Raw genomic sequence first — 12484 nt, 5'->3', positions numbered from 1 at the left:
GCATGGTGGACGCGGCGGCCGGCAGGGGCGTGCAGATCTGGACCGACGGGGCGTGCAGTGGCAACCCCGGGCCGGGTGGTTGGGGTGCGCTGCTGCGCTACGGCGATCACGAGCGTGAGCTGTGCGGCGGTGAGGCAACGCCCACCACCAACAACCGGATGGAGCTGATGGCGGCCATCCAGGCGTTGGAGAGCCTGAACCGGCCGGTCACCGTGGAGTTGCACACCGACAGCACGTACGTGCGCAACGGCATCACCAGTTGGCTGGCGTCGTGGAAGCGCAACGGTTGGCGCACCGCAGCGAAGCAGCCGGTAAAGAACGCCGACCTGTGGCAGCGGCTGGAGGCGGCCTGCGAGCGGCACGAGGTCACCTGGCTGTGGGTCAAGGGACACAACGGGCACCCGGAGAACGAGCGGGCCGACGGGCTCGCCAACAAGGGCATGACCGAGGCGCGGGCCGCGCTGACCAGCCGCTGAGCCTGGGTCAGCGGGTCGCGTCGGGGTGCCCCGGCATGGTGGAGCCACCGCTGCTGCTGCCGGACGAACCACCAGCCATACCCGAGCTCTCGGGTTCGGTCACGATGTCCGGTCGGACGTCGGTGTCCGCCGGTGCGGGGACCTCGGTGTCCGCCTCGACCTGCACCAGCGGCACCTCGCCGGCCTCGTCCTCGCTGTGCTGCGGGTCGCCCGGCTGCTTACCTTGGCGATTTCGGTAGCCCACGCCGTGCCCCCCGTCGATGCCGGTCGCGTCGGCGCTGGCTACCCGGTGCCGTCCCGGCTGAAACCTCCCGGTCAGCGGCGGCGACTCCGACGGGCGGGGGACCGGGTTGACTGGCGGACCGGGGTGAGCGGCAGCGCCGTCCAGTGCGCCGGCCGGCTGAGCGTCTGCGGCAGCACCGTGTGGGTGTCACCCCGGGCGGCGTCGAGCTGGGTCTGGTGCAGGAAGAGCGTGCGCCGCAGGTCCGCGCCCCGCAGGTCGGCCCCGCGCAGGTCGACGCCGGTCACGTCGGCCAGGCCGAGGTCCGCTCCGCGCAGGTCGGCGCCGATGAGCAACGCCCCGCGCAGGTTGGCCCGGCGCAGGTCGACGCGGCGCAGGTCCACCCCGAGCAGGTGTGCGCCCCGGCGGTCGACGCCGCCGGGGGCGCGGGCCGTGTCGCTGGCCCGGGACAGCAGCGGGTTGACCCGGTCCCGATGCCCGGCGACGTCGACCGCGCGAAGCTGCGCCGAGTCACCCTCGGTGAGCGTCAGCGTCTCGGCACGGGCGCGCTCCAGCTCGGCGCGCAGGTCGGCCGGCGGGCGCAGGGCCACCGCCTCGGTGAGGTACCAGAGCAGTTCGTGCAGCGGTCGCAGCACGGCGAACGACTCCGCCATCGCCGGCAACGTCTCCGGCGCGTCCCGCCAGTCCCGTCCGCCGAAGGTCACCTGGGCGACCTGCTGCCCGGCACCGAAGCAGTCGAACACCGTGCAGCCGGGAAACCCGCGTTGCCGCAGCTCGGTGTGGATGCCGCAGCGGTGGTCGGGGCGCAGGTTGGGGCAGGGCGAGCCAGCCGGCTTGTCGATGGCGAAGTCCGCCGACGCGGCGAACGCGGGCACCACGCAGCACAGCCCGAAGCAGCGTCCGCAGTCGGCGCGCAGCTGCGCCGCCCCGGACGGCGGTGCGGTGCGGTGCGACACGTCGACGGTCCTCCTGGCGATCAGGGTGGACCACCATTGTTTCCTGTGCCGAACCCCGGGGTCGGTCCGGCCCCACCGCCGCTTGCTGGTCACCGGAGTCCGGAGGATGCGTATTCGCTCTGCTGGGCGCTGCCCCGTTCTCCGAACGGCTGGTTCGCCGCTCGGACCCGCCCCACCGCTCATAGGGTGACGGTAACGGAGTCATACGACTACAAAGGGTGGCGGTGTGGGCGAGGGCGAACGCGAGCAGGCGCTTCTCACCGTCCTGACCACCGAGCACTACGCGTTGCAGACGTCCCGCGCCGGCACCATCGCCGAGGCCACCGGCCGCGCCACCATCTTCCTGTCCGTCCTGTCGGCGGCGCTGATCGGCCTCGGCTTCGTCGCCAGCAACGACAAGCTGGTCCGGCCGTACCTGGCCGCGGTGCTGCCGACGCTGGTCATCATCGGGGTGCTGACGTTTCTACGGCTGGTGGAGACCACCGTGGAGAACTCGTTGGACCTGCTGCGGATCCAGCGCATCCGGGCCTACTACCACCATCAGCTCGCCGGCGAGCACGACTTCTTCGCCGATGCGGTGGGGGCCGGCGACGCCATGAGCACGGCCTGGAGCCTGGTTGGCACGCGTCCGGGGCGGTGGGAGTTCCTGCTGACCACGGCCGCACTCGTGGGCGCGGTCAACGCGGTGCTGAGCGGGCTCGGCATCGCCCTGGTGGCCACGACCGTCGGGGTCGGGGTCGGGGTGACGGTCGGGGTGCTGGTCGCGGTGGTGACGTTCGGTGTGCAGTTCGTGTACATCGTCCGGGCGTCGGCCGCGCCGATGCGCTGACGGCGCGTCCGGCCGTCGGGGTCGGCTGCACCACCCCGGCAGGGCCGGCCCAACCGCCACGAGGACCACGACTCATCTGCCGGCGGCGTACCGTCGCCTGATGCGGATCACCCGATTCACGCACGCCTGTGTCCGCGTCGAGCACGACGGCGGGGTGCTGGTCGTCGACCCGGGGACGTGGAGCGAGCCGCGTGCCCTGGTCGGCGCGGACGCCGTTCTGGTCACCCACGAGCACACCGACCACGTGGACGTGTTGCGGCTCGCCGGTCTCGGTGTCCCCGTGTACGCCCCGGAGGGCGCCCGACTGCCGGATCTCGCCCCGCTGGCGGTGACCCGGGTCCGTGCGGGGCAGCGGTTCACCGCGGCCGGTATGACGGTCAGCGCCCACGGTGGCCGACACGCCGCCATCCACGACGGGCAGCCCGACTGCCCGAACCTCGGCTATCTGATCGCTGACCAGATCTATCACCCGGGTGACGCCCTGCATGTGCCGGACGAGCCGGTGCGCACCCTGCTCGTCCCGGCCCAGGGGTCCTGGCTGCGCCTCGACGAGGCGATCCGGTTCGCCGGTGCCGTGGGCGCGGCGGCGGCGTACCCGATCCACGACGCCCAGCTCAACGAACGCGGCCTGGCCAGCGTCGCCGGCTGGTTCACCGAGACGATCCCCGGCTACCGTCACCTGGTGCCCGGCGACACCGCCTGACTGCGGTCGCCACCGGCCGTCGGGGTGCGGAAACGGGGCGCGGAGGTGGTGAGCACCGCGGTGGCCGTCGGCGCGGACCACCCGTCGGTCAGTTCGGTCACGAGGTCGGCGACCAGCCGCGTCACGGCCGGCTCGGCGCCCGGGTGCAGCGCCTCGGCGACGATCAGCACCGACGAGGTGCCCGCCCGCACGGCCGACCAGCCGCTCTGCCGGTTCGTCCACCTCCGGGCGTGCGCCCGCCCGGTGGAGTCGACGAAGGTCACCTCGCCCGGCTCGGGGTGCTCGGTGTCGCCGGCGAAGCTCAGGTACGCCTCGTCGCCGTGCGCCGGCCGGACCACCAGATCTCCGTCGACCCGGTCCAGGTCGAGTGCGGCGACCGGGATGGCGTACGCGGCCGAGATGGCGTTGCAGAGGTCGACCAGCGGGTGCACCCGGGGCAGTTCGCCGTCCAGGCGCAGCCGGCGCAGCAGCGCCTCGGCGGCACACCGGTACCTGGTGGGCCTCAGCCCCATGGCCGCGTACGCCCGCCGCCAGGCCTGGATTTCCGGAAACCCGCTCTCGGCCCCGCCGGCGGCCAACCGGTGTCGGGCCTCGGCGAGATAGCCGGCCGCGCGTTCCGTGACGTCGGCGGTGGGGGTGATTCCCCAGGCCTGCACCACCCCGGCGACCAGATCGGGGTACGCCTCGCGAAGCTGTGGTGAATGGTGAAACCGCATCATCGTCCTATCGTTCGGTGAGGGCGAGGGTCACGCCGAGCGCGACGAACGTGCCGGCGGCGGATCGGCGCAGCCAGTCGGTGACCCGGGGTCGGGTCAGCACCCGGTCGCGGACCCGGGCCGCGAAGATGCCGTAGCCGCTGAACACCACGAAGGTGAGCAGCATGAACACCGCGCCGCAGCCGAGCATCGCCCGGGTCGAGCCCGGTGCCGTGGTGTCCACGAACTGCGGCAGGAACGCGACGAAGAACATCGTCGGCTTCGGGTTGAGCAGGTTGACCAGCACCCCGGAGACGATGACCCGGATCGCCGAGCGCTGTGGGGCCTCGGTCGTCACCGCGAAGGCGTCGCGATCGCGCGTGATGGACCAGGCCAGCCAGAGCAGGTAGCCGACGCCGAGGTAGCGGACGGTCTCGAACGCCGCTGCGCTGGTCTGCATCAGCGCGGCCAGCCCGGTCATCGCGGCCAACAGGTGCGGCAACGTGCCCAGCGTGCAGGCGAACGCGGCCAGCACCCCGGCCCGAGCACCCCGCGACAGGCCGGCGGAGAGGGTGAAGAGCACCCCGGTGCCGGGGGTGACCACCACGATCAGCGTGGTGATCAGGAACGGGATGGTCACGGTCGTCCTCCGACGGAGTTGGCAGGGTCTGTTCCTGCTCACTCTGCTGCCAGAATGGTCCGATGGGCAGAGCCAAACCGGCGGCCTCCGACAGGTCCATATCGGCCGGGTCCGACTTCCTGCACCTGACCATCACCGACGCCGCGCCGGGCGGGCGCGCCGACTGGCTGACCGACCGGCTGCGGCAGGCCATCGCCGAGGGCCGGGTGCCGGTCGGTGACCGGCTGCCCCCCACCCGGGTGCTCGCCGCCGACCTCGGCGTCTCCCGGGGCGTGGTCACCGAGGCGTACCAGCGCCTGACCGAGGAGGGGCACGTCGCCGGCCGGGGCCGGGCCGGCACGGTGGTCGTCGCCGCGCCGGCCGTACCCACCCCCGCCCCGGCCACCGCGCCGGCACTGGTCGCGACCTTCCCGCCGGCACCGGGCACCGACATCTTCGACGCGGTACGCGCGGCGCACGCGACGATCGACCTGACGCCCGGCGTACCCGACCTGACAGCCTTTCCCCGCGCGGACTGGCTGCGCGCCGAACGGACCGTGCTGCGCCGCCTCGCCGCGGCCGACCTCGGCTACGGCGACCCCTGTGGCGCGCCCGCGTTGCGACAGGCCGTCGCCGCCTGGTTGGCCCGCAACCGTGGGATCAGCGTCGACCCCGCCGAAGTGATCATCGTGGCCGGCGTCTCCCAGGCGCTCGGGCTGCTCGCCCAGGCGCTCACCGCTGCCGGCGTCGACCGGATCGCCGTCGAGGAGCCGGGCTCGCTCGGTGTGCGTCAGCACCTGAACAACTGGCGGATGGACACCCCGCCGATCACCGTCGACGACGCCGGGTTGCGGGTCGACGAGTTGGCGGCCAGCGGCGTACCGGCCGTGATGCTCACCCCCGCGCACCAGTTCCCGACCGGCGTGGTGCTCGACGGTGACCGCCGCCGCCAGCTCGTCGCCTGGGCGCGGGCCGGCGGCCTGATCATCGAGGACGACTACGACGCCGAGCACCGCTACGACCGGCCTCCGGTGCCGGCGCTGCGTGGCCTGCTGCCCGAGCAGGTCTGCTACGCCGGCAGCGTCTCCAAACTGCTCGCCCCCGCGCTGCGGGTCGGCTGGCTGCTCGTGCCACCACGACTGCGCGACGCGGTGGTGGCCGCCAAGCGCAACGCCGACCTGGGCAACGCCGTGCTACCGCAACTGGTGCTGGCGGAATTGATGACCTCCGGCGCCTTCGAGCGGCATCTGCGGCTGCTGCGCCGCCGACACATCCGCCGGCGGGACGCCATGATCGCCGCGCTGGCCCGCGAGGTGCCCTCGGCGACGGTGCACGGCGCCGCCGCCGGCCTGCACCTGATGATCACGCTCGACGACGCCGTGGTCGACACCGACCTGGCGGCGGCGACGCTGGCGCGCGGGGTGAAGGTGCAACCGCTGTCCTGGCACTGCCAACGGCCCTACCGACCGGGCCTGGTGCTCGGCTACGCGGCCCGTGACACGTCTAGCATCGCGCAAGCCGTGGCGACGATAGCCGCAGCCATGCGGCAGCTCCGGCTCAGCATCAGGTGACCGGCTCGGTCCGGTCACTCGATCGGCTTCGGCCGAGGTGTCTGCGTACCGTGCCGAGCATTCGATCCGACGGGAAGTAGCCGAGCTGGCGCGAGTCGAGGCTGGCTGCCGAGTTGTCACCGAGTAGCACCAGTTGGCCCGGCGGGACCCGTCCGTCGGCACCCCTGGGTAGCGCCGGTAGCGCCGGCGCCGGGTCGCCGGGAACGGCCACCACCCGCTTGATCATCCAACGCCGGCCCGCCACCCGTGCCGAACCCGCCCTGTTCGGCAGCGGCGGGGACCGCCATCGCCCGTTCGGCGTCGGCTGTTCGACCACCACGACCTGTCCGACCCCCGGCATCCCAGCGCGCCGGACCAGGACCCGATCCCCGTCGTAGAACACCGGTTGCATGCTCACCCCGCGTACCGTGACCGCGACCAGTTGACGGCTCAGCAGGCGTAGTCCACCACCGACCACTGCGGTCAGCAGCGTGAGCCCCAGCACCCAGCGGTTCCGACCCCCCGGCACCGTCACCGCCGCGAGGACCGGAAGGGCGAGGATCAGGGAGGAGGCGGCCAGCACCCTGCGCTCGCGGACCCGGCCCGGCTGTCCCAGCGCAGGCGGCAGGTCGAGGCGCTCCCGGGGGCCGTCTCGGTACGGGCACCGATCTCCTGGGCGGGTGTGAGCTTCCGTCATCAGCGCGCTCCCGGTGTGGCGACGAACTCTGGCGCGGCCGCCTCGTAACCGGTGGCCTGCAACCGGAACAGCCGGGCGTACTCGCCGTTCGCGGCCATCAGCGCGCAGTGGTTGCCCTGTTCGATGATCTGTCCATCGGCCAGCACGACGATCACGTCGGCGCTGCGCACCGTGTTCAGTCGGTGCGAGATGAGCAGGCTGGTCCGCCCGACACGATGCCGGCGAAGCACGTCGTGGACCTCCTGCTCCGCCTCGGCGTCGAGCGCCGCGGACGGTTCGTCCAGGATCAGCAGGTCCGGCTGCTCGCGGACCAGCGCCCGGGCCAGGGCCAGCCGTTGCCACTGTCCCTCTGACAACTCGACCCCCGGCTGCGCCGAGGGACCCGTGACGTCGAGGAAGAACGCCCGGGACAGCAGGGTGTCGTAGCCGTCGGGGAGTTCGACGAGCCGATGATGGATACCGGCCCGGATGGCGGCGGCCTCGACCCGGCTCTGGTCGCCGAGAGCGTCGAGGTCGCCGAGAGCGATGTTCTCGTGGGCCGTCAGGTCGTAGTGCATGTGGTCCTGAAAGACCGCGCCGATGCGCCGTCGCAGCTCGGCGGCGTCCACCCGCCGCAGGTCGGTGCCGTCCCAGCGGAGGCTGCCCCGACTGGGATCGTAGAAGCGGCACAGCAGCTTCACCAGGGTGGACTTGCCGGCGCCGTTGAGGCCCACCAGAGCCACTGTGGCACCGTACGGAATGCGCAGGTTCACCCCGCGTAGGACCCAGGGGTGGTCCTCGGAATAGCGGAACCAGACGTCGCGCAGCTCGATGTCGACGCGTAGCGGCGGCAACCGGTCCGGCCGGGCGGGCACCGGCAGGTCGGGCGGGGCACTGGTCACCGAGAGGTAGTGGTCGAACATCAACAACGCCTGGTGACTGCGGGCGAGTTCCCGTGCCATGGTGACGAGCGAGCCCTGCACCCCGGCCACCGCGGCGACGAAGATTGTGATGTCGCCGAGGGAGAGGGTGCCCCGCCTGGCGGCGGCGACTGCCCACAGCACACCGCCGCCCGACATGGCCGCGGCGAGCAGCCCGAGACCGCCCTGGACGAGCAGCTCACGTCGATCCACGGCACGGTACTCAGCGTTGGCGCTGCGCCGATCGGTCATCATCCGCTCACGGAGGAAGTCACCGAGGCCGAACAGCCGGATCTCCTTCGCTGCCTCCACACTGGACATCAGTTCGCGGTAGAAGAACTCGCGCCGCTCGGTGGGGCCGACCGCCCAGAGCATCCGGGCCCGACGGCGGGCGAGTAGGAGTTCGGCGACCAGGGTCGGGACCGCTGCCACCAGCAGCAGCCCCGTCATCACCGGACTGAGCAGGACCAGCGAGCCGAGGAACCCGGTGATGGTGAGCGATGCGCGGGCCACCCCGAGCACACCGTCGACGGCCTGGACCGGGCCGGCATCCCCCGATTGTTGCGCCAGCCGGAGCCGGTCCAGGAAGGTCGGGTCCTCGAAGCGACGCATCCCGACGAAACCGCTGACCGCCCGGAACAGGCGGTCGTGCGCGCGCAGCCCGGTGGCTCGGGCCAGCTCCCGGCGAAGGTACTCGGTGAGCTGTGGAGCCGCTCCCGCCAGCAGGCCGGCCAGGGCGAGGCCCCCGGCCAGCCAGGCCAGCACGGTGAGCGTGGCGTCACCGGTCAGGCCGTCCAGGATCAGCTTGGTCAACCAGGCGGTGAGCACCGGCAGAGTGCCGCCCACGAGCGTCAGCGCGGCATAGCCGGCCAGGCTGAGCGGTGCTGCCCGGGCGGTGAGCGCGGCTGCGGCGAGCAGTCGAGCCGACCCCCGGGAACCGGCAGCGGGGGCGGGTGCTGGCGGTTTCATCCGACAGCCACCGACACCTGCCGGCCCACCTCCACGTCGTTGGCACCAATCACCAGCCGGCCCGCGTCGTCGCGGTCGACCCGCAACAGGGTCGGGTATGCCTGAACTCCAAACGCCCGGCTCACCGGGCCGTTGTCGGGCTCGACCACGACCCGTGCGACAGGGGTCAGCTCGGCGAGGAAGTCATCGGCCTGTTCCGCCTGCCCGATGACCACCGCCAGCGGCGTCCGCTGCCCGGCGGGCAACGCGCGCGCATGTGACACGAATTTGGGCAGCTTCTCCTTGCACGGCGCGCAGGTCGGGGAGAAGAAGGCGACCAGGGTGCCAGAGTCGAGTCGGTCCGCCGTCACCGCCTCGCCGGCCACGGTTGTCGCGCTGAACTCGTCGATTTTCTGGCCCACCTCGATGGCGGGCGGCGGTGGGGCGACCTTGGCGAGCAACGCGGTGTGCTCGCGTAGCCGCTTGACCACGCCCAGCGTGAGGATGAGGTCGAGCGCGCAGAGCAGTCCGACGAGCGTTAGCGCCGTGATCAGGAAGGGCATCGGATCTCCTGGGATCGATTCGCCGAAGGCCCGGCCGCGGGCCTCGTGATGAAGCGGAATGGGACGGCCCGGCCGGCGGGTCTGCGGTAGACCCACCGGCTGGTTCGCTCGTCAGAAGCAGATGATGTTGGAGCAAGATCCGTTGGAGCAGCAGTAGGCGGTGCACGGGCCGTAGCCGCACTGCCAGCAGCTCGCATAGGTCCAGCGCTGGCAGCCCGCGGTGGCTGCCGCTGCCGCCTCGACCTCCGGCACGAACATCTTGAGCAACTTGCTGCCCATCTTCTCCATGACCCCGTACATCGCGGTCTCCCTCCACAGCTGCGCGTCGGGAATCTCCCGTGCGCTGACCACCACCATCGCGGCGACGTGTGGATCTGAGGTGGAAACCGGGTGGAAGCCGATGATCGACGAGCCGCGTGGCAGACCTCGTCTGTCGAATGTGGTCGATACGCTCGAAGCTGCCAGACACGGGGGTGTGGGAAGTGGAAGCTTTGCGCGTTGGTGTGCTCGGAACGGTGCAGGCAGACCGGGGCGGGGCTCCCATCCGCCTCGGCCCTCAGTTGGTCAGCCTGCTCTCGGTGCTGGTCATGGAGGTCGGTCGGCCGGTTCCGGCGAGCAGACTGATGTCGCTGTTGTGGGAGGATGGGACACCCTCGGCGGCCACGCTGCGTAGCCACGTCTCACACCTACGCCGGGCGCTCATCCCCGACCGTGACGACGCCCACCTCCTGGTCACGGTGGGCGGCGGCGGCAGGGTGGGCTATCAACTGAACCTCCCACCGGAACAGATCGACGCCTGGCGCTTCGAGCAGCGGTACGCCGAGGGGCGCCAACTGCTCGCCGACGGCGCGACGGAGGGGGCCGAGGCGGTGCTGGAAGCGGCTCTGGCGCTGTGGCGCGGCCCGGCGTACGCGGACGTGGCCGACCGGCCCTTCGCGGTGCGGGAGATCGCCCGGCTCGACTCGATGCGCCGGTCGGCGGTGCGCGGCCACGCTCAGGCGCTCCTGGCGCTGGGCCGTCACCTGGAGGCCATCGATCAACTCGTCGGCGCGGTCGCGGATGAGCCGTACGACGAGGCGCTTCGCAAGTTCCTCGCCCTCGCGCTCTACGCCGAGCAACGAGTCGAGGAGGCAGCACAGGTGTGCAGGGACGGGCTGACGCTGCTGCGTGACCGGGGCATCGAGGCGCCCGACTTGCAACAGGTGCAACGCGCGATCCTCCGACGGGAGGCCCCCGCGGCGGCCCGGCCGGCGCGGCCCTGCCTGCTGCCACCGGACCCGGCGCGTTTCGTGGCCCGTGCGGAGGAGTTCGAGCGGGCACGTCGGCACCTGTGCGACCCGGCGCTCGCCGGGGAACCGTTGGTGGTGACCGGGCCTGCCGGGGTGGGCAAGACCACCCTCGCGGTCCGGTTGGCACACGCGGTGGCGGAGCGGTTTCCCGACGGCCAGCTCTACGTGAACCTGCGTGGGTTCGACCTCGTGGGTTCGGCGTTGAGCCCTGCGGAGGCGGTTCGCGGCTTCCTGGACGCTCTCGACGTGCCGACGCAGCGGATGCCGGTGACCGTCGAGGCGCAGTCCGGCCTGTACCGCAGCCTCCTGGCGGATCGGCGGATCCTGGTGGTGTTGGACAATGCCCGCGACGCCGTGCAGGTGCGTCCGCTCCTACCCGGCGCACCGGGCTGCGCGGTGGTGGTGACGAGCCGTAACCAGTTGACCGGCCTCGCCACCGCGGACGGCGCCGACCCGCTCACCCTGGAACTCCTCAGCGCGGCCGAGGCGCGGCTGCTCCTGCGGCGACGTCTGGGCGCGGCCCGCCTCGAGGCGGAGCCGGCGGCGGTCGACGAGGTGGTGGCGGCGTGTTCCGGGCTGCCGCTGGCCCTGGCCGTCGTGGCGGCACGCGCCCGGATGAACCCGACGTTCTCGCTGCAGGCCCTCGTTGCGCAGGTGCGCACCGCGCAGGTCGGGCTCGACGCCTTCGTTCACGGCGACGCCGACACTGATGTGAGGGCGGTGTTCTCCTGGTCGTACCGGACTCTCGCCGAGGGCGCAGCGCGGCTGTTCCGCCTCCTCAGCCTGACCTCGGGGCCGGATGTCACGGCCCCGGCCGCGGCCAGCCTGGCCAGCCTGACGGTACGCGAGGTCGGCCCACTCCTGGCCGAGCTGTGCCGGTTACACATGGTCACCGAACACGTGCCCGGCCGGTACACGGTCCACGATCTGCTCCGCGCGTACGCGTCCGAGCTGGTGCACACCGTCGACAGCTCGGCCGAGCGGACAGCCGCACAGCTCCGTTTCCTGGCGCATCACCTGCAGACCGCCGCGCGAGCCGCCCGGCTGCTCGACCAGCACCGGGACAGCGCCCCGGCGGCGCTCGTCAATCCCGGAATCACACCCGAGGATCTCGTTGACCGTGCCGCGGCGTTGGCCTGGTTCACCGCCGAGCACGCGGTGCTGCTCGGCGCCGTCAAACTGGCCGCCCGAGTCGGCTTGGACACGTACGTCTGGCACCTGGCCTGGACCCTGGAGACATTCCTCGACTACCAGGGGCACTGGCGTGACTGGGTGGCCACGCAGCAGGCCGCGCTGGCCGCGGCGCACCGTCTCGGTGACCCCGCCATGCAGGCCGCCGCGCACCGCAGCCTCGGCATCGTGCACACCCAGTCGGATCGGCTCGATGACGGCCACCTGCACTTCCGCGAGGCGCTGGACCTCTACGAGGAGTTGGACGACCCGGCCGGGCAGGCGCACACGCACCGGGGCCTGGGCTGGGTGTGCGACCGGCAGGGCCGTCGGCGGGACGCACTTGACCACAACGAACGGGCGTTACCGCTCTATCGGCGGGCCGGTCACCGGGCCGGGCAGGCCATGGTCCTGAACAACGCCGGATGGTTGCACGGCATGCTCGGGCACCACCAGCGGTCGCTCGACTACTGCGCCCAGGCGGTGACCCTGAACCAGGAGATCGGTGACCGCCACGCCGAAGCGGGCGCATGGGACAGCCTCGGCCACGCGCATCACCACCTCGGCGCCTACACCGATGCGATTGCCTGCTATCAACGGGCGCTTGACCTGGTCCGGGGCTTCGCCGACCGGTACAACGAGACGGGGATCCTGGAGCACCTCGGCGACACCTACCAGGCCGCCGACGATCCGCAGGCGGCCCGGGTCACCTGGCGACACGCGTTGCACATCGCCGACGACGTCGGTCATCCCGCCGCGGCCGACCTTCGCGGCAAGATCGAGGCGCTCGATCCTGTCCCGGTCGGACGCCCCTCCCGGTAGTGAGCCGCCGTGCTTCCACGCGCTTTA

At 72.1% G+C, this 12484-nt stretch carries 13 protein-coding genes; 5 read left to right on the top strand and 8 right to left on the bottom strand.

Going from position 1 to position 12484, the window contains the following annotated elements; translation table 11 throughout:
* Window positions 1-2 precede the first annotated feature (2 nt).
* Window positions 3-476, top strand: coding sequence for a ribonuclease HI (rnhA, locus tag V6U86_RS17165; protein ID WP_030491933.1), 474 nt, complete (start codon window positions 3-5; stop codon window positions 474-476).
* Between the two features lie 7 nt (window positions 477-483).
* Here the strand turns inward: rnhA and V6U86_RS17160 are convergent, their stop codons facing one another.
* Window positions 484-720, bottom strand: a complete 237-nt coding sequence (locus V6U86_RS17160) for a preprotein translocase YidC (protein ID WP_334504420.1) — start codon at window positions 718-720, stop codon at window positions 484-486.
* Window positions 721-791: 71 nt separating this feature from the next.
* Entirely contained in the window at window positions 792-1673 is an 882-nt protein-coding gene (locus V6U86_RS17155) for a pentapeptide repeat-containing protein (protein ID WP_334504418.1), read from the bottom strand.
* Between the two features lie 226 nt (window positions 1674-1899).
* Here V6U86_RS17155 and V6U86_RS17150 point away from each other — a divergent pair, with 226 nt between their 5' ends.
* Window positions 1900-2502, top strand: coding sequence for a hypothetical protein (locus V6U86_RS17150; RefSeq protein ID WP_334504416.1), 603 nt, complete (start codon window positions 1900-1902; stop codon window positions 2500-2502).
* Between the two features lie 100 nt (window positions 2503-2602).
* Window positions 2603-3205, top strand: a complete 603-nt coding sequence (locus V6U86_RS17145; RefSeq protein ID WP_334504414.1) for an MBL fold metallo-hydrolase — start codon at window positions 2603-2605, stop codon at window positions 3203-3205.
* Here the strand turns inward: V6U86_RS17145 and V6U86_RS17140 are convergent.
* Both V6U86_RS17140 and V6U86_RS17135 read right to left on the bottom strand, forming a co-directional pair.
* Window positions 3178-3924, bottom strand: a complete 747-nt coding sequence (locus V6U86_RS17140; RefSeq protein ID WP_334504412.1) for a B3/B4 domain-containing protein — start codon at window positions 3922-3924, stop codon at window positions 3178-3180. The genes V6U86_RS17145 and V6U86_RS17140 overlap by 28 nt on opposite strands.
* 4 nt (window positions 3925-3928) lie before the next feature.
* Window positions 3929-4540 carry a LysE family translocator gene (locus V6U86_RS17135; protein WP_334504409.1) on the bottom strand — a complete coding sequence of 204 codons (612 nt, stop codon included), beginning with the start codon at window positions 4538-4540 and terminating at the stop codon, window positions 3929-3931.
* A 62-nt stretch (window positions 4541-4602) separates the two neighbouring features.
* On the opposite strand from V6U86_RS17135, the gene pdxR reads away from it, so the two are divergent.
* Window positions 4603-6090, top strand: a complete 1488-nt coding sequence (gene pdxR / locus V6U86_RS17130) for a MocR-like pyridoxine biosynthesis transcription factor PdxR (RefSeq protein ID WP_334504407.1) — start codon at window positions 4603-4605, stop codon at window positions 6088-6090.
* Here the strand turns inward: pdxR and V6U86_RS17125 are convergent.
* From V6U86_RS17125 to V6U86_RS17110, 4 genes are all read right to left on the bottom strand, one after another.
* A complete protein-coding gene (locus V6U86_RS17125) occupies window positions 6083-6766 on the bottom strand; it encodes a S26 family signal peptidase (protein WP_334504405.1) in 684 nt (227 codons plus the stop codon). The genes pdxR and V6U86_RS17125 overlap by 8 nt on opposite strands.
* Entirely contained in the window at window positions 6766-8634 is a 1869-nt protein-coding gene (locus V6U86_RS17120; protein ID WP_334504403.1) for an ABC transporter ATP-binding protein, read from the bottom strand. Before V6U86_RS17120 ends, V6U86_RS17125 begins: the two co-directional genes overlap by 1 nt.
* Window positions 8631-9176, bottom strand: coding sequence for a TlpA family protein disulfide reductase (locus V6U86_RS17115; protein ID WP_334504401.1), 546 nt, complete (start codon window positions 9174-9176; stop codon window positions 8631-8633). Before V6U86_RS17115 ends, V6U86_RS17120 begins: the two co-directional genes overlap by 4 nt.
* A 111-nt stretch (window positions 9177-9287) precedes the next feature.
* Entirely contained in the window at window positions 9288-9533 is a 246-nt protein-coding gene (locus V6U86_RS17110) for a hypothetical protein (RefSeq protein WP_334504399.1), read from the bottom strand.
* A 125-nt stretch (window positions 9534-9658) separates the two neighbouring features.
* Here V6U86_RS17110 and V6U86_RS17105 point away from each other — a divergent pair, with 125 nt between their 5' ends.
* The gene (locus V6U86_RS17105; RefSeq protein WP_334504397.1) at window positions 9659-12457 is read left to right on the top strand and encodes an AfsR/SARP family transcriptional regulator; all 2799 of its coding nucleotides are present in this window, start codon (window positions 9659-9661) and stop codon (window positions 12455-12457) included.
* Window positions 12458-12484 lie beyond the last annotated feature (27 nt).

The sequence above is a fragment of the Micromonospora sp. CPCC 205558 genome (assembly GCF_036902955.1).
Classification (GTDB): Bacteria; Actinomycetota; Actinomycetes; order Mycobacteriales; family Micromonosporaceae; genus Micromonospora.
The sequence above is the reverse complement of the archived record's forward strand: the minus strand, read 5'-3'. Positions and strand labels throughout refer to the sequence as shown.

Bases quoted from the DNA above. Each gene is read 5' to 3' on its own strand.
- V6U86_RS17120 (WP_334504403.1), bottom strand. From the start codon at position 8,634: ATGAAACCGCCAGCACCCGCCCCCGCTGCCGGTTCCCGGGGGTCGGCT.
- V6U86_RS17140 (WP_334504412.1), bottom strand. From the start codon at position 3,924: ATGATGCGGTTTCACCATTCACCACAGCTTCGCGAGGCGTACCCCGAT.
- V6U86_RS17115 (WP_334504401.1), bottom strand. From the start codon at position 9,176: ATGCCCTTCCTGATCACGGCGCTAACGCTCGTCGGACTGCTCTGCGCG.
- pdxR (WP_334504407.1), top strand. From the start codon at position 4,603: ATGGGCAGAGCCAAACCGGCGGCCTCCGACAGGTCCATATCGGCCGGG.
- V6U86_RS17125 (WP_334504405.1), bottom strand. From the start codon at position 6,766: ATGACGGAAGCTCACACCCGCCCAGGAGATCGGTGCCCGTACCGAGAC.
- V6U86_RS17110 (WP_334504399.1), bottom strand. From the start codon at position 9,533: ATGGTGGTGGTCAGCGCACGGGAGATTCCCGACGCGCAGCTGTGGAGG.
- V6U86_RS17145 (WP_334504414.1), top strand. From the start codon at position 2,603: ATGCGGATCACCCGATTCACGCACGCCTGTGTCCGCGTCGAGCACGAC.
- rnhA (WP_030491933.1), top strand. From the start codon at position 3: ATGGTGGACGCGGCGGCCGGCAGGGGCGTGCAGATCTGGACCGACGGG.